We start from the raw sequence: 15,869 nt of genomic DNA, 5'->3' as shown, positions 1-15,869 counted from the left end.
ACCTATTAAGGTTTTAACAAAAACATTTCAGATTCTTTTGTCTCTTTATCGTGAACTTTGATCTTCACGTCTTTTTTAGGCTCTAACTTATCTTTGAATTGATAGCCACCATCTGCGACTGACACCAGATCCAGCTGTCTCGCCAAGCCCTTCGCATCCGTCGTTTCAGCACTGACGGCATATCTTGAAGAACTCAGACCTTTCACTGTTTTCCCCACCAAAGAAACACGCACCGTTCTGGATCCCGTATCATAGTCGATAGCGAATAAACGACCCTTACGAGGCACAATGGTATTTTCAAAATAAGGACCCGATTCCTGAGCAAAAGCCAGGGAGGACAAAGTAATTAGGAGTACTGCGATTCGTGTAATGAGTGATTTCATAGAGCCTCCGGAGCACAATTTCATTCTCTGTGACTCCCGAGCCCCGGGCAAATGCTTTTCCGGCCTTTTGCCAATCCCAGCCTAACTATCAGGATTTTCGGGACTTTATCCTCCCCCTGTTTACACATTCGACACATTTTGAGGGGCTTTGGAAATAATTATGTAGGTCTGGTAAACCCCTGAATTCAGTCTAGAATATGTCCTTTACTGAGGGACGTTTGCTATGAAGCTTAATGGAATTCTGGCGCTTACACTACTGATCACGACCGCAGCCTGCTCTCCATCCAACGAGGGGCTTTTAGATTCCCAAGACAGACAAAATATCATCGGCGGAACGATCGTTAAAAAGGATGCTCGTCTTGCAAAAAGCACCGTGGGTATTTACGACGCCAGCACCACACAGATCTGCACCGGTGTTCTTTTAGAAAACAACATCGTTGTGACTGCTGGTCACTGCGTGAGCTCTGATACATCAAATCTTTTTGTGGTTTTCTCTACCGACATGGAATCCCTTCTGGATGACTATGCACTTTTAAAAAAATCACCACTGACTCGCAGAGTGTCTGGCGGAGTTGTCCATACGGAATTTAAACTCCCGTATGAAAACCAAGATCCTGCAACTTCAAGCAATGACATTGCTTTAATTAAGTTCAATGGAACCACTCCGAAAGGGTACATGCCTGCTAAGGTCTTAACGGACTCAAGTAAAATTGAAATCGGACAAAAAGCTCTTATTGCTGGTTATGGCGCTGAGACTGACAATCTTGTCGAAGTGGATATCAAGCAAACCGACGATATCGAAAACCTTATCGAAGAGGGCGCTGTCATCTGTGAAACTGACGACGAAACTAAAGAGCGCCGTTGTTACTACGAAGAGCTGGATGGTCCCGCTATTCTAAAATCTACGACAGTTGAAGTAAAAGAAATCCCGAACACATTTGAAGTCATCCTTAAACAGGATAAAGAGCATGGAGCCTGCTCCGGCGATTCCGGCGGTCCTGCTTTCTTAAAGATCGGCACTGAATACTATGTTTGGGGCATCACCAGCCGTGGAGAATTGGGTTGCGCCACTCAATCGACTTTCACCAACATCGTGAGCTACGCAACTTGGATCAAACAAAACAGCGCTCTTCTACTTAAGAGAAAATAGTCCTACGCTCCAACCATCACAAAGGGGCCACTCACATAATCTTTTTGGTGAGCCAATCCCCAACGAATCATAGCGTACAGTACGGGCTTCAGCTCCGCACCTTGCGGAGTTAGCTCGTACTCAACTCCCGAGATCTTTTCTTTCCCGAGAACCGAACGGCTCACAAGCCCCGCCGCTTCCATTTCCTTTAACTGTTTAGTCAGAGTGGCCTGAGTAATTCCCGGAGTCAGTCGACGTAATTCACCAAATCTTTTGGGAGATTTGCGCAAGTTGTATAACAAAATGACTTTCCACTTCCCTTGCAGCAAGGTCGCTGTTAGCTCTGCCGGGCAATTGAATTTACGCTTCTTGAAACTCATCAAATCCTCCTAGTATCTAACATGATACTAGTATTCCATTATCTACTATTTTCGAATTTCACCCTAGTTGTGCTAAAGTATTTTGGCAACATGGAGATTCACTATGACATCCTTCACTATAGAGCTGTATTCGCCGAAATATCACGATGCCTATGTCGAATTGAACAAAGAATGGATTCAAAAATACTTTCGCCTTGAGGAAATGGATCTCTTACAGCTCAATCAAGCTAAAGAAATGATTTTAGATAAAGGTGGAGAGATTTTTGTTATTTTAGATCAGGGAAAAGCTGTCGCCACTTGTGCGATGATTCCCCACGGCGACCACGGTTATGAGCTGGCAAAAATGGCGGTATCCCCGGTCTATCGCGGCAAGGGCTTGGGAGATCTTTTGATGGAGACAGCCATCTCCTGGGCTCGGCAGAAAAAAGCACATGAAGTGATCTTGTTATCGAACACAGTTCTTGAGCCCGCGATCTCGCTGTATAAAAAGCATGGCTTCGTGACCACGCACCTGGGATCTCATCCCGACTACGAACGCTGCAATATCGAGATGAAACTCTCTCTCTGACTTCGTACAAGCGGCGCGGAGTGCTCCAGCAATTTCCGCAAACTTCGCAATGAACAGCTACCAAGGTCTTGATCTGCAAGCGATTGTTTGCTGAGACCGAAGTGATGTTTTTAGAATGAGGCATGAGAAAAAATATTCTAGCAACTCTCTTTTTATCCGTGCTTCTTCTAACATCCACAAGCCAAGCTGCCTTTACTCCACTCGGCGTGAGTATCGCTCCCCCTGTGCAGTTCCCTCCCCGTGATTTTTCGATCACAGGCGTTCGTCTGAATGTCTTGTGGGGACATCACCGCGATGTTTATGGTTTTGACTTAGGTGTCTTGGGAAATATCACGGATCAAGATTTTGTCGGTGTGGGTTTAGCGGGTGGTTTTAATGCCACTTATGGATCGACGACTATTATCGGTTTACAACTTGCGGGTCTTGGAAACTACAATCAACAGAAAACAACTGTGGTGGGCTTGCAGGCTGCATTGTTTATGAACTACAACGTTGCAGAAAGCAGCGTTTCTGGTGTGCAACTGGCCCTAGCGAATATTTCGCCAGCGACTTCGGTATATGGCGTTCAATTAGGTGTTTATAACAAAGCTCGCGCCGTCTATGGATTGCAAGTGGGCTTAGTCAACATGGCCGACAACCTTCACGGTGTTCAAATCGGTCTAGTGAACTTCAACAATACTGGCCCCTTCAAAGTTTCGCCGCTGTTAAACGTCGGCTTCTAAAAACAAAAAGAGGATTCTGAATTTCAATTCTCAGAATCCTCTCTTGTTATTTTCTTAATTAAATCTAGTTACAGTATTTACCCCAAGTATTGGCCGTTTTATCACCGACACCAATATGCAAAGAGGCACTTCCATAGTGACCGATCGCACGGATCGTCCCCGCCTTACGAATTTTGCAAAGCTCTTTAAAAGCCACATTCGCCATCGCACTGCTTGAGAATCTCACGTCAATCGAAGTTCCATAGGGATGTCTGCCCGCGGCTCCGCCTACGTTTTTATTGTAGGGCTCGGGTCTCCACCAGTTATAGATCTGACTGACTTTAATACCTTTAGCTTCAAGGGCTTTAATCACCTTCACACCCGTGATTGGATACTTCCAAACGGACTCATCAGGATGCACCAAGATATGTTCTTGATCCGATCCATAAGTGCAAGAAAAAGTATTGTAGCTATTCGGATTAGGGCGCACTAGCTGAGAGCACCAAGCTGAGTTGTTTGTTTCAGCCGCACATTGAGCCAAGAACTCGTCTTTCTTAGTCAGACCAAGATTGACGCCACTTTCCTGCTTTGTCGTGGCTTTGATACAGCCAAGAGCTTGAATGTCAGTATTGATTGTGCCGAACTCCTCATGGATATGTTCGACGATGTCTTCGGAATCGGACTGAGTTGTATCTGTACCATCCTCAGTTTCATAGGAAGAGTAAGATTCTTCATTTAGAGCTAAATCACCTTCGGCGCGGGAACAAGAAACGGAAGCAAGACCAACTGTGGAGATCATCATCAGGCTTAATAGGAACTTATTAGTCATGGACCCTCACTGTGTTGCGGATGTTTGTGCAACAACAGTGAGAGTACCTAGAGATGATTGCGGTGACGTAAAATTACGTCACGAAGAGCCAACTTCTGGTGGTTGGTTTTATAAACAAACGCAATAAAAAGGGATGAAGGTCAGACTAAATATGAACACGCCCTACTTTCTGTTTTTATCGACGACCGCTATTGTGATTAGTAAAAAAGCCAGAAGGCGCATGGAAAAGATCCAAGAGTTTTCTTCATTCGTGTTTGGCATAATCACAAAGAACCAACGCTCGATCGCCAACATAAAAAAGGCTGCGGCAAACATCGCAAAAAAACGATCTGCCGTTTTCTTCCAAAACTTCAGAAAGAACACTCCCGAAGTAAAGGACGCCATCATCACCGCACCATAAATAAACTGTTTTAAAACTTCTGTAGACATCTTACACCGTATCCCAGATCAAGCCATAAACCATGGCACCCATACCGAACAAAATAATCCACGCCCTCCCCAAGGAAAGGTCATAGTTGGGTCCCAACATAAAGTCGACCGAAAGCAAAATATTATTCAGTGCCACTCCGACAAAGCAGATGCTGCTCCAAAATAACAAACGCGTTCGACTTCTAAAATAAGCGCGCCCTAAAAAGAGAGCGCAACCGAAACTAGTAATTGAGCATAAAAGATACACAAAAAAAGCCACGATCAGTCCTTTTTAATTTTGAAGGCATCCGCAAAGTCACGGATGTTATCAATCGGTTGAGAGTAAATATAATTGATCACCGTCGAGCGACGGGAATTATAGACAACTTCAAGCTTTTCAGCCATCGCTGACATATCGGAAACAATATAGCGATAGGCATCGCCTTCACAAACGACAAGCCCTAAACCTACGAGTTCCTCAAGTTGCGAGCGAGCGTAGCTGGGGTTTGAGCGCATTTCTGAGCTGATTTCTGTCGGTGTCCAGGCCTTTTCACTATGATGCTTGAGATAAAATAGAACGTCCAAAAGTGCTATAGAGTGTATGTGTCTTCGAATGAAGTTTTTTACCTCTACAGATATCTCACCAGAATCATCAAACGGCACAATGATCCTCCCGTGGTCCCCGATCTCGATAGATCGTGGTCAGGACATCAATCAATTGACTGAAATTCACAGGTTTCGCTAAATGGTAGGTGCAACCGGCACTCATACTCTTCACCATCTCCTCCTTAAGTGCATGGGCTGTTAAGGCGACAATCGGTTTGTCGTAGCCCTGCGCACGCAATCTTCGCGTGGCTTCGTAACCATCCATGATCGGCATTTGGATATCCATCAAGACCGCATCATACTCGTGAGCCAATGCCGCAGCCATGCCTTCGCGGCCATTATCAGCAAAAGCGACATTCGCGCCGACAGCTCCCAAGAAATGGGAGATCAACGCCTGATTATCCTCGACATCTTCAACCAGCAAAATATTCATATTCTCAAGCTTCTTAACGCCCTTAAGAGAGAATTTTTCGTTCTGAGGAATATGGAAATTCAAAGACTCAATGAAAACGGTTCCTTCAACAGGATCTGCATTCACCTCAACCAGGAATGTACTGCCTTTACCAGGCACACTGCTAACCAGGGTCACATCCCCGCCCATAGCGCGAGCTAGTTGTCGTGACAATGCCAGCCCCAGACCTGTGCCACCGAAATTTCTGGTCGTAGCACTGTCTTCTTGAACAAATGGCTGGAAGAGATGATTTGAGTGAGCTGGATTAATACCGACACCTGAATCAGAAATAAAGAACTGAATCTTGCTGTGCAATTCGAGTGCTGCGCGCGGCACCCATTCAACATCCACGTGAACATGTCCTTCGCCAGTGAATTTAATGGCATTGCCAATCAAGTTTAACAAAATCTGACGCAAACGAGTCGCATCTGACATGATCATCTTAGGAATGCTCGTATCCAGGTCAATGCGGAAATCCAAACGCTTGTCTAAAGCTTGCAAACGCAAAAGTGATCGGATGTCCTCCAGAACACTTTCCACGTCGACCTCGACATTTTCAATTTGCAGACGTCCTGATTCGACTTTTGAAATATCTAAGATTTCATCGATAATTTTAAGCAGCTGATCCCCATTGCGCTGAACCGTATGGATCCACTTAGCCCGCTCTTCAGGAGTTTGATCTTCATCAAGCATCAACTCAGTGAAACCTAAAATCGCATTCATGGGAGTGCGAATCTCGTGACTCATGTTCGCTAAGAAATTGGTTTTAGAAACACTGGCCGCATTCGCCTGTTTTTCCGCATCAATCAGCTTCATCTCGATATTTTTACGGTCGTGGATATCCGTACAAGTTCCAATCCAAGCAACAACTTGGCCCATAAAATTTGTTTCAGAAACAGCACGCACCCAAAACCACCGAGACTCGCCATAACGATTGATAATACGGCACTCGGTTTCAAAGGAACGACCGTCCTTCATAGAGTTCATCCAAGTTTTCAGAAACTCTTTTAAGTCGTCCTCATTGGCGGCACTTTGCCAACCACTGCCCAAACTCTGTTCGATCGACAACCCCGTGTAGTCCGTCCAGCCTTTATTAAAGTAGTCGAAAGTTCCGTCGGCCTTTGCTCTCCAGATAATATGAGGAATTGCATCCGCAAGACTGCGATAACGGCGTAGGCTTTCCACTTCGAGTTCCGCCAAACGCAAGTAACGCTCTCGTGCTTCGTTTTCACGAATCACTTGGGCTTGCTCTTCAAGTTGCTTTGATTTTAAAAATAACTCTACAAAGACATTTACTTTGGCTCTGACGATATGGGGCTCAAAAGGTTTAAAGATATAATCCACCGCGCCCACTTCGTAGCCGCGATAAATATACTGATCATCTTTATTAATCGCCGTTACAAAAATAATCGGCGTTTGACGATGGCGAGGGCTTTGGCGAATTCTTTGAGCCGTCTCAAAGCCATCCATCCCTGGCATCTGTACATCTAGTAAAATAACCGCAAAGTCATAATTATCCACAACCGCCAAGGCCTCAGGCCCAGATTGAGCCTTCACCAAATTGACGTTTGGAATATTCAGGACAGCTTGCAAAGCCAGCAAGCCATCCATACGGTCGTCGACGATAAGAACATCCACTGTTTTCATTGTCGTTTATCCTTATGCTTGAGCATCCAGGGAGTTTTTAGGCAACCACTGATACATCACTGATAACAGGTAAGTTTCATCCACAGGCTTCGTCACGTAATCAGACGCACCCGCAGACAGACACTTCTCTCGATCACCCTTCATCGCTTTCGCGGTCAAAGAGATAATCGGCAAAGCTTTAAACTCTTCGATCATACGAATTTCTCGGATCGCTTCAAGACCATCCATCTCTGGCATCATCGTGTCCATCAAGACTAAATCCGTATCTGGATTTTCATTGAGAGTTTTAATACCCTGCTTACCGTTTTCCGCAAAGATCACATTCATACCGCGCATTTTCAAAACAGAACTCAATGCGAACACATTGCGAACATCGTCATCCACGATCAAAACTTTTGTTCCTGTGAAATCAGCATTCATCGGCAGTGGCGTCACTTCTGATTTTTCATCAGTAGCACTCACCATCCCACCCTCTGGCATTGTGTATTTCACCGGCAATGTCAGAGTGAAACTAGAGCCTTCACCTGGAGTACTGTTCACGTTGATCACGCCACCTAAAAGGCGTGCGATCTCGCGGCTGATCGTTAAACCCAAACCTGTACCGCCGTATTTACGACTTGTCGTACCGTCGGCTTGTTGGAAGGCTTCAAAGATCAGTTTTTGCTTATCTGTTGGAATACCGATACCCGTATCAGTCACGCGGTAAACGATAGACCCACCCGGATACTGTACCGACGAAGCATCATACTTCACATCCAAAGTCACATGGCCCTTGTCTGTGAACTTAAAGGCATTCGACAACAAGTTCTTTAAGATCTGATGCAGACGATTTTCATCCGTCACCATGGTTTTTGGAAGATCCGGTGTCGCCATAATCACAAACTCAAGTCCCTTGTGTTCAGCCACAGGACGGAACGTTTGCTCAAGATACTCTTGGACTTCTTTGATTTCCACGATCTTAGGTGTGACTGGCATTTTACCAGCTTCCACTTTGGATAGATCCAGGATCTCATTAATCAATGCTAGCAAATCCTGTCCCGCAGAGTGAACTGTGCTTGCAAACTTCACTTGCTCCCCGCTGAGATTTTCCTCGCGGTTGTCAGCTAATGTTTTAGAAAGAATCAGCAAGCTATTTAGCGGAGTTCTTAACTCATGCGACATGTTTGCTAAGAATTCCGTTTTGTACTTGGAGATCAAGGACAGCTGCTCGGCTTTTTCTTCCAAAGAGCGGCTGGCAAGTTCGACCTCTTGGTTTTTTACTTCCAGAAGTCCGGCTTTGTCTTCGAGCTCTTTTGCTTGTGCTTCTAGCTCCACGTTTGAACGTTTCAACTCTTGCAGAAGTTCCTCTGTTCTCATACTTGACGAGATCATGTTCAGGATAACTCCCATGGAGTCCATCAACTGATCCAAGAAGTTGATATAGTTGTGTGTGAACGGAGTCAGTGAAGCAAGTTCAATGACTGCTTTCAATTCGCCCTCGAACAGAACCGGAAGTACGATGATGTTGCGTGGTTTTTCTTCGACGATGCTAGAGCTGATCACCACATAGTCATCAGGCGGATTCGTTAAAAGAATGCGTTTTTTCTCGAATGCACATTGACCGATCAAGCCTTCTTTTAATTTATACTTATTAGAAACTGTACGACGCTCTGTGAATGCATAGCTCGCAATCAAATTCAAAGTCGGTTCATTGCTTTCGCTATCAAGCATAAAGAACGTCCCTTGACGGGCATCGACCAACGGAGTCAGCTCCGACATAATCAACTGCGCCACAGAAGTGATGCTTCTTTGACCTTGCATCATCCCTGAGAACTTCGCGAGATTGGTTTTCAACCAGTCTTGCTCGTTATTTTTCTGAGTCGTGTCTTTAAGATTAGAGATCATCTGATTGATATTTTCAGACAAGGCCGCAACCTCACCCTCAGCTTCAACCGAGATCGAACGAGTCAAGTCACCTTTCGTTACCGCCGTAGATACTTCCGCGATGGCACGTACTTGGGCTGTTAAGTTTCCGGCTAGCTGATTCACGTTATCTGTTAAGTCTTTCCATGTACCAGAGGCACCCGGAACGCTGGCCTGACCACCTAGTTTTCCTTCGATCCCCACCTCGCGGGCAACCGTTGTTACCTGATCGGCGAATGTTCTTAAGGTATCGGTCATCGAGTTGATGGTTTCGGCAAGGGCCGCAACCTCCCCTTTGGCTTCTAGAACGAATTTTTGTTCCAAGTCACCATTGGCAACGGCGGTTACGACCTTCACGATACCACGTACTTGAGTGGTTAGATTTGAGGCCATGAAGTTTACGTTATCTGTTAAGTCTTTCCATGTTCCGGCAACACCAGGAACGCGCGCTTGCGCTCCAAGTTTTCCTTCGATACCCACCTCACGGGCAACGGTTGTTACCTGATCGGCGAATGTTCTTAGAGTATCCGTCATCGAGTTGATCGTTTCAGCGAGGGCTGCAACTTCCCCTTTGGCTTCAAGGACGAATTTTTGATTCAAGTCCCCGTTGGCAACGGCGGTTACGACCTTCACGATACCACGTACTTGCATGGTCAGATTCGAGGCCATGAAATTTACGTTATCAGTTAAGTCTTTCCATGTTCCAGAGACACCACGCACTTCTGCTTGGCCTCCCAGTTTTCCTTCGGTACCCACCTCTTTGGCAACACGAGTCACCTCGGCTGCGAACGAGTTCAGCTGATCCACCATGACGTTGATGGTATTTTTTAGTTCTAGGATTTCACCTTTGGCATCAACCGTGATTTTTTGTGACAAGTCCCCCGTCGCAACCGCTGTTGTTACTTTCGCGATGTTACGAACTTGGGCTGTTAGATTTCCGGCAAGACCATTTACGTTATCAGTTAAGTCTTTCCATGTACCAGACACACCTTTTACTTCGGCCTGACCACCGAGCTTTCCTTCGGTACCCACCTCTTTGGCAACACGAGTTACCTCGGCAGCGAACGAGTTCAGCTGATCCACCATGACGTTGATGGTGTTCTTAAGTTCAAAGATCTCGCCTTTGGCATCAACCGTAATTTTTTGTGACAAGTCGCCTTTGGCAACCGCTGTTGTTACTTTCGCGATATTACGTACCTGATCGGTCAAATTTCCGGCCAAGCTATTTACGTTATCTGTTAAGTCTTTCCAAGTTCCAGATACACCTTTTACGTCCGCCTGACCGCCGAGTTTTCCTTCAGTACCTACCTCTTTCGCAACACGAGTTACCTCGGCAGCGAATGAGTTCAGCTGATCCACCATGACGTTGATTGTATTTTTAAGTTCAAAGATCTCGCCTTTGGCATCAACCGTAATTTTTTGTGACAAGTCGCCTTTGGCAACCGCTGTTGTTACTTTGGCGATATTACGAACTTGGGCCGTTAGATTTCCGGCAAGACCATTTACGTTATCTGTTAAGTCTTTCCATGTACCAGAAACACCCGATACTTCGGCCTGACCACCAAGTTTTCCTTCAGTACCCACCTCTTTGGCAACACGAGTTACCTCGGCAGCAAATGAGTTCAGCTGATCCACCATGACGTTAATAGTGTTTTTAAGTTCAAAGATCTCGCCTTTGGCATCAACCGTGATCTTTTGTGACAAGTCGCCCTTGGCAACCGCCGTTGTTACTTTCGCGATGTTACGTACTTGGGCTGTTAGATTTCCGGCCAAGCTATTTACGTTATCTGTTAGATCTTTCCAAGTTCCAGAAACACCTTTTACATCCGCCTGACCGCCCAGACGACCTTCCGTACCCACCTCTTTGGCAACACGGGTCACCTCGGCAGCGAACGAGTTCAGCTGATCCACCATGACGTTGATCGTATTTTTCAGCTCAAAGATTTCTCCACGAGCATCAACCGTGATTTTTTGTGACAAGTCGCCATTGGCAACCGCAGTGGTAACTTTCGCGATATTACGTACCTGCGCCGTTAAGTTGTTCGCAAGACCGTTTACGTTATCTGTTAAGTCTTTCCAAGTTCCAGATACACCTTTTACGTCGGCCTGACCGCCCAGCTTCCCTTCAGTACCCACCTCTTTGGCAACACGAGTTACCTCGGCCGCAAACGAGCGCAGAGTATCAACCATCGTATTGATAGTATCTTTAAGCTCCAAGATCTCGCCTTTGGCATCAACCGTGATCTTTTGTGATAAGTCACCATTGGCAACCGCAGTGGTAACTTTCGCGATATTACGTACCTGCGCTGTTAGGTTATTCGCAAGACCATTTACGTTGTCTGTTAAGTCTTTCCACGTACCAGACACACCTTTTACGTCGGCCTGACCACCAAGCTTACCTTCAGTACCCACGTCTTTCGCAACACGCGTTACCTCAGCAGCAAAGGAGCGGAGCTGATCCACCATGACGTTGATTGTATTTTTAAGTTCGAAGATCTCTCCACGAGCATCAACCGTGATTTTTTGTGACAAGTCCCCGTTGGCAACGGCCGTGGTAACTTTCGCGATATTACGTACCTGTGCCGTTAAGTTATTCGCAAGACCATTTACGTTGTCTGTTAGATCTTTCCATGTACCAGATACACCTTTTACATCGGCCTGACCGCCCAGACGACCTTCCGTACCCACCTCTTTGGCAACACGAGTTACCTCGGCAGCAAACGATGAAAGCTGATCAACCATGACGTTGATAGTATTTTTTAATTCGAAGATCTCACCCTTGGCATCAACGGTGATTTTTTGTGACAAGTCACCTTTGGCAACCGCAGTGGTTACTTTTGCGATATTACGAACTTGGTCCGTTAAGTTTCCGGCCAAGCTATTTACGTTGTCTGTTAAGTCTTTCCAAATACCCGAAGCACCGCGAACGTCAGCTTGTCCGCCCAGTTTCCCTTCAGTACCCACCTCTTTCGCAACACGAGTTACCTCTGATGCGAATGAATTCAGCTGATCCACCATCGAGTTTACTGTTGTGCCGATACGATAGAACTCCCCTTTTACCGGGCGTCCATCAATTTCCAAAACCATCTTAGAAGACAAGTCACCCTTCGCCACGGAAGTGATGACACGAGCAACTTCTTGAGTCGGTTGTACAAGGTCACCAATAAGTAAATTCACTGAATCAACACTCGTTGACCATGCGCCTTTGACCGAGCCCATCGAAACACGCTCGTTCATTTTACCTTCTTGACCTACTGTAGAACGGACACGCACGAATTCGTTTGCCATGTTCTCATTGAGTTCGATGATGTCATTTAATACTTCGCCGATTTCCGCGATAATACCTTCTTGATTGATCGGCATTCTGACCGCAAAGTCGCCACGACGCACAGCTTTCACTGTAAAAAGTAACTGGCGCAATTGCTCTTTAGCATGACTGTCGGATGTCAGAATTTCTGAGGAGAAATCTATTTCAGATGAATTAAGATTTTCGACTCGCTTTTTCGAAAGAGCTTTTTTTCCCTCTGAAAACGGCTTCAAATTGCCTGCTACTTTTTTTGCTGACTTGGATTTCGCTTCTACTACGGAATCGACTTTTGCCACAAAGGCCCCCTCATTTTTCGATTCCTTAAATTAACCTTACGAAATTTTGAAATTGTAACTAAAACGACTTTATTGCTGGGTCTTAATTGAATTTGACCACACTCGGTCAATTACAAAAGAGTCATTTGCTCATCTCCCGACAGTGTTTTTAAATCTTAGTCCGCAAATTTTAGTTGTGAAGAAATCACAACATCTCCACACTATTGTTAACGAGAGGAGATTGAAATGTCCGTTGCTCGAGTTAACAAATTCATCGCGAAAAAAGAATGCATCAACGAACTTCAAGAATTTCTCTCTGAAGTCTGCTACGAAATCCGCAATGCTCCAGGAAATCTATCTGCTGATCTTTTGCAACATCAAGACAGTGAAACTGAATTCTTAGTGATTGAAAGATGGACCAACAAAGAAGCTCATGCGGCTTCCGCTCGTGCGATTCCTGAAGAAAAACTCAAAGCTGCCAAAGCATTACTTGCAGAAGCACCTTCGGGATCTTTTTATAATGACTTTAATTTAGAATTATCAGAGCAAGATTATCTTTAGTTTGCAGCGGCGGCTTTTTTACGTGGGTTGATGATCTGAAAATAAATCATCGATACCAACAAAATTCCCGTTGTGAAAGCCGGGATTAAGAATCCCCAGTACTCTGCCACAGGATACACAAAGCCCGCAAATACCGATCCCATAACAAACATCGTAATGATACCAACACGCATGTAAGTGGCCTTGCGTTCATTATCGATCATCTCATGGTGTTCAGGTAGCAGTTTGCCTTTATTGAAAATACGGATCAAACCGATTCCAAGATCCGTCGTGATACCCGTTAAATGCGTCGTGCGCACAACCGAACGAGATACGCTGGTGATCGTGCCGTTCTGAATGCCGCAAGTAAAACACAGCAGAATCAAAAGCAGGTAACCTTTTGGATCTTCCTCAAGAGGAGCACCGAAAGGACCAAACCATCCTAACACTCCCCCGACAGTCGTGATTAAAATCAAGACCAGCATGAAGGTGTAGGCAATGTAGTATTTCGGTTTCTTATGAAGCTTTAAACGGATATCAACCAGGTAACCGCTGACCATCGCACCGAACAAAAAGAACAACGGCACGATCAACATCCCCCAGGCGTGGCTGCGGTCTCTTTGTGTGAACTCATAACCAAAGAACGTTGCAAACCCGGTCACATGCGACACGAAACGATGACAGGCTAAAAAGCCTCCCATATTCAAAACACCCGCTTGGAAGGCCATAAGCATCCAAATAAGAATATTGCTGCGAGTGTAGTGAGAGATCGATTCATTACCGTAAAGCATGCTTTAAATGATCACGCCGCTCTCTTAGATCGTCAATTAAAATGGCGGTGAACTAAATACAATACCTCAGATGTATAATAACTTGAGAATTGCCAATTTTACTTTGCATTAAGGCCCAGCTAGAACCCTCGGGTATTCAAACAAATCAAAAGAGGAATGACCTATGAAAACACTTATTTCGACACTTGTGATGGCTTTATCTTTCGCAAGCCTTGCTTCTGCAAAAACAGTTTCTTGCCAGTCTTTGGAAATCGTTGAGGGCTGGAACGCAGGCACGACTCGTGACTACGTTTACTTCACTGCCGATATCAAATCCAACGCGGAACTTTCAAACGCCGTTATCACAGGAGCTTTTGTCGCTCACACAGATTCATCTGTCGCTGATATTACGAAGGCTCCCAAAAGCCCGTATTACGCAGCTTACTCAAACTTCAGCAGCCTTGAAGATGCATGGTGCTGGTACAATCCGTTCTTGCCAAAATTCATGGCGGATCTTGATGCTGGTAAGGAATTTAAAGGCTTCATTGGTCGCGTTTGCGAATCCGGTAACCGTGAAAATATCGCAGTTCAATGCGTGATTAAGTAGTTCCAAACAAAAAAGAGTCACCTCAGCAGTGACTCTCTTTTTTAGCGACTGAGCGCCTTTAACTTACGAATCGTGTGCCCCTTCGGCGCATGCACGTTAATCCCTTTGGCAATATCATCCCAAAGAGCTCCAGTGAGTGGAATCTTCCACCCCATCCATTTGAACCACGCATTCTTTTTATGAAGACACAAATAAGTCATCCCTAAGCGCTTCTTGATCTCTGCAGACTCAATCATATCCCAAGGTAGTAACTTTTCTTTTGCACCCAAGAGAGCCCCTTGCGAGCTCACGAAAGCAATGCCTTCTTTAGAAAACTTAATATTGTACATCGGCTGACGAGATTTCTCTCCGATCACAGAACCCCCACTACAAGACCAAAAACAAAAAAGGGCTTCGTTTCCGAAGCCCTTAGGTGGTTTTACATAAACATTCCGCGAAGTTTGCGGATGTCCATCAACAATCCCTCGACCATTTCGTTCACGTTGTCGAGTTTGTGATAAACTTGGCTCATGTCCTTTTCTTTACGGACATGGGCTTTTAATTCTTTCATCGCGTTTCTAGCGCCCTCGATCGAGAAACGATCACGGTGCAAAAGTTTGCGAATCAGAAGAGCATTCTCAACATCTTTACGTGTGTACATACGTTGATTGTTGGAAGCTTTTTTAGGCTTAAGAACATCAAACTCCGTCTCCCAATAGCGAAGAACGTATTGTTTGATCCCCAAGATCTCAGCAACATCACCGATTTTAAAAGCCATCTTATTAGGGATCGCTTTAATCTCATCCATCAGCTTATCATCGCAAAGCATGGCAGGGATTGAGATTTGTTGTCCTGCTTGAGTCGCATCCGTCGAAGTTGTTGCTGCTTCTGCTTCAACGAACTCAAGGTGCGAATCTCCCAAAGACAACTCAGAGCTATCAAAGCTCAGTTGATCGTCGTTTTGATCCACGATGGGAGTCATCGGATACTCCGTGCGCTCACTGTGTGATGCCGTTGTCGTATCCGCTTCAGGACTATTCATCGTCGCCGTAGTCGTCATCGTCATCTTCATCATCCTTGAGATGTTCGTACTCCTCGCCGTTCAACATTGCCTTCAACACTTGCGAAGGACGGAATGTAAGAACGCGACGAGCAGAGATTTTGATTTGTTCGCCAGTTTGTGGATTACGACCAATACGTTCGTTTTTTCCACGCACGACAAAATTTCCAAATCCAGAAATCTTAACTTTATCGCCATTTTGCAAAACATGCTTCAAGGTATCGAAGCACAACTCTACCAACTCAGAAGCTTCTTTCTTAGAGAAACCGATCTTCTGGTAGACGTTTTCGACGATATCGGCCTTCGTCACAGTTGATTTACCCAAGT

At 45.3% G+C, this 15,869-nt stretch carries 17 protein-coding genes; 5 read left to right on the top strand and 12 right to left on the bottom strand.

Annotated elements, in window-relative coordinates; translation table 11 throughout:
- Positions 1–5 precede the first annotated feature (5 nt).
- Positions 6–383, bottom strand: coding sequence for a hypothetical protein (locus ACLVWP_RS08185; RefSeq protein ID WP_413561224.1), 378 nt, complete (start codon positions 381–383; stop codon positions 6–8).
- A gap of 223 nt (positions 384–606) precedes the next feature.
- On the opposite strand from ACLVWP_RS08185, the gene ACLVWP_RS08180 reads away from it, so the two are divergent.
- Positions 607–1,533 (top strand): S1 family peptidase, encoded by a 927-nt coding sequence (locus tag ACLVWP_RS08180; RefSeq protein WP_413561223.1) that lies wholly within the window; start codon positions 607–609, stop codon positions 1,531–1,533.
- Positions 1,534–1,535: 2 nt separating this feature from the next.
- On the opposite strand, the gene ACLVWP_RS08175 is transcribed toward ACLVWP_RS08180, so the two are convergent.
- Positions 1,536–1,892 (bottom strand): winged helix-turn-helix transcriptional regulator, encoded by a 357-nt coding sequence (locus ACLVWP_RS08175; protein ID WP_413561222.1) that lies wholly within the window; start codon positions 1,890–1,892, stop codon positions 1,536–1,538.
- A gap of 103 nt (positions 1,893–1,995) precedes the next feature.
- Here ACLVWP_RS08175 and ACLVWP_RS08170 point away from each other — a divergent pair, with 103 nt between their 5' ends.
- Positions 1,996–2,460, top strand: coding sequence for a GNAT family N-acetyltransferase (locus ACLVWP_RS08170; RefSeq protein ID WP_413561221.1), 465 nt, complete (start codon positions 1,996–1,998; stop codon positions 2,458–2,460).
- A gap of 122 nt (positions 2,461–2,582) precedes the next feature.
- Entirely contained in the window at positions 2,583–3,182 is a 600-nt protein-coding gene (locus tag ACLVWP_RS08165) for an LA_2272 family surface repeat-containing protein (RefSeq protein ID WP_413561219.1), read from the top strand.
- A 64-nt stretch (positions 3,183–3,246) separates the two neighbouring features.
- On the opposite strand, the gene ACLVWP_RS08160 is transcribed toward ACLVWP_RS08165, so the two are convergent.
- From ACLVWP_RS08160 to ACLVWP_RS08135, 6 genes are all read right to left on the bottom strand, one after another.
- Positions 3,247–3,990, bottom strand: coding sequence for a hypothetical protein (locus tag ACLVWP_RS08160; protein ID WP_413561218.1), 744 nt, complete (start codon positions 3,988–3,990; stop codon positions 3,247–3,249).
- 162 nt (positions 3,991–4,152) lie between these two features.
- A complete protein-coding gene (locus ACLVWP_RS08155) occupies positions 4,153–4,419 on the bottom strand; it encodes a DUF5985 family protein (RefSeq protein WP_413561217.1) in 267 nt (88 codons plus the stop codon).
- A gap of 1 nt (position 4,420) precedes the next feature.
- Positions 4,421–4,666, bottom strand: coding sequence for a DUF5985 family protein (locus ACLVWP_RS08150; protein WP_413561574.1), 246 nt, complete (start codon positions 4,664–4,666; stop codon positions 4,421–4,423).
- Positions 4,667–4,680: 14 nt separating this feature from the next.
- Entirely contained in the window at positions 4,681–4,914 is a 234-nt protein-coding gene (locus ACLVWP_RS08145; protein ID WP_413561216.1) for a hypothetical protein, read from the bottom strand.
- Between the two features lie 136 nt (positions 4,915–5,050).
- Positions 5,051–7,102 carry a response regulator gene (locus ACLVWP_RS08140; RefSeq protein WP_413561214.1) on the bottom strand — a complete coding sequence of 684 codons (2,052 nt, stop codon included), beginning with the start codon at positions 7,100–7,102 and terminating at the stop codon, positions 5,051–5,053.
- Positions 7,103–7,114: 12 nt separating this feature from the next.
- Entirely contained in the window at positions 7,115–12,457 is a 5,343-nt protein-coding gene (locus ACLVWP_RS08135; protein WP_413561573.1) for a HAMP domain-containing protein, read from the bottom strand.
- Positions 12,458–12,832: 375 nt separating this feature from the next.
- On the opposite strand from ACLVWP_RS08135, the gene ACLVWP_RS08130 reads away from it, so the two are divergent.
- The gene (locus ACLVWP_RS08130; RefSeq protein WP_413561213.1) at positions 12,833–13,147 is read left to right on the top strand and encodes a putative quinol monooxygenase; all 315 of its coding nucleotides are present in this window, start codon (positions 12,833–12,835) and stop codon (positions 13,145–13,147) included.
- Here ACLVWP_RS08130 and ACLVWP_RS08125 read toward each other — a convergent pair.
- On the bottom strand, positions 13,144–13,917 hold the full coding sequence (locus ACLVWP_RS08125; RefSeq protein ID WP_413561212.1) for a YoaK family protein: 774 nt from the start codon (positions 13,915–13,917) through the stop codon (positions 13,144–13,146). The genes ACLVWP_RS08130 and ACLVWP_RS08125 overlap by 4 nt on opposite strands.
- Before the next feature lie 163 nt (positions 13,918–14,080).
- Between ACLVWP_RS08125 and ACLVWP_RS08120 the strand changes: the two genes are divergently transcribed.
- A complete protein-coding gene (locus tag ACLVWP_RS08120; protein WP_413561210.1) occupies positions 14,081–14,503 on the top strand; it encodes a hypothetical protein in 423 nt (140 codons plus the stop codon).
- Between the two features lie 41 nt (positions 14,504–14,544).
- Here the strand turns inward: ACLVWP_RS08120 and ACLVWP_RS08115 are convergent, their stop codons facing one another.
- The 3 genes from ACLVWP_RS08115 to ACLVWP_RS08105 all read right to left on the bottom strand — a co-directional run bounded on the left by ACLVWP_RS08115 (position 14,545) and on the right by ACLVWP_RS08105 (position 15,852).
- Positions 14,545–14,859 (bottom strand): hypothetical protein, encoded by a 315-nt coding sequence (locus ACLVWP_RS08115; protein WP_413561209.1) that lies wholly within the window; start codon positions 14,857–14,859, stop codon positions 14,545–14,547.
- A gap of 62 nt (positions 14,860–14,921) precedes the next feature.
- On the bottom strand, positions 14,922–15,557 hold the full coding sequence (locus ACLVWP_RS08110) for a MerR family transcriptional regulator (RefSeq protein ID WP_413561208.1): 636 nt from the start codon (positions 15,555–15,557) through the stop codon (positions 14,922–14,924).
- Positions 15,517–15,852 (bottom strand): integration host factor subunit alpha, encoded by a 336-nt coding sequence (locus ACLVWP_RS08105; protein WP_142702159.1) that lies wholly within the window; start codon positions 15,850–15,852, stop codon positions 15,517–15,519. Before ACLVWP_RS08105 ends, ACLVWP_RS08110 begins: the two co-directional genes overlap by 41 nt.
- Positions 15,853–15,869 lie beyond the last annotated feature (17 nt).

This window comes from Bdellovibrio sp. HCB209, assembly GCF_047306065.1.
GTDB lineage: Bacteria > Bdellovibrionota > Bdellovibrionia > Bdellovibrionales > Bdellovibrionaceae > Bdellovibrio.
This window is presented reverse-complemented; position numbering and strand designations above follow the sequence as displayed.

Bases quoted from the DNA above. Each gene is read 5' to 3' on its own strand.
- ACLVWP_RS08160 (WP_413561218.1), bottom strand. From the start codon at position 3,990: ATGACTAATAAGTTCCTATTAAGCCTGATGATGATCTCCACAGTTGGT.
- ACLVWP_RS08145 (WP_413561216.1), bottom strand. From the start codon at position 4,914: ATGCGCTCAAACCCCAGCTACGCTCGCTCGCAACTTGAGGAACTCGTA.
- ACLVWP_RS08140 (WP_413561214.1), bottom strand. From the start codon at position 7,102: ATGAAAACAGTGGATGTTCTTATCGTCGACGACCGTATGGATGGCTTG.
- ACLVWP_RS08170 (WP_413561221.1), top strand. From the start codon at position 1,996: ATGACATCCTTCACTATAGAGCTGTATTCGCCGAAATATCACGATGCC.
- ACLVWP_RS08155 (WP_413561217.1), bottom strand. From the start codon at position 4,419: ATGTCTACAGAAGTTTTAAAACAGTTTATTTATGGTGCGGTGATGATG.
- ACLVWP_RS08180 (WP_413561223.1), top strand. From the start codon at position 607: ATGAAGCTTAATGGAATTCTGGCGCTTACACTACTGATCACGACCGCA.
- ACLVWP_RS08130 (WP_413561213.1), top strand. From the start codon at position 12,833: ATGTCCGTTGCTCGAGTTAACAAATTCATCGCGAAAAAAGAATGCATC.
- ACLVWP_RS08125 (WP_413561212.1), bottom strand. From the start codon at position 13,917: ATGCTTTACGGTAATGAATCGATCTCTCACTACACTCGCAGCAATATT.
- ACLVWP_RS08120 (WP_413561210.1), top strand. From the start codon at position 14,081: ATGAAAACACTTATTTCGACACTTGTGATGGCTTTATCTTTCGCAAGC.
- ACLVWP_RS08185 (WP_413561224.1), bottom strand. From the start codon at position 383: ATGAAATCACTCATTACACGAATCGCAGTACTCCTAATTACTTTGTCC.
- ACLVWP_RS08175 (WP_413561222.1), bottom strand. From the start codon at position 1,892: ATGAGTTTCAAGAAGCGTAAATTCAATTGCCCGGCAGAGCTAACAGCG.
- ACLVWP_RS08110 (WP_413561208.1), bottom strand. From the start codon at position 15,557: ATGATGAAGATGACGATGACGACTACGGCGACGATGAATAGTCCTGAA.
- ACLVWP_RS08165 (WP_413561219.1), top strand. From the start codon at position 2,583: ATGAGAAAAAATATTCTAGCAACTCTCTTTTTATCCGTGCTTCTTCTA.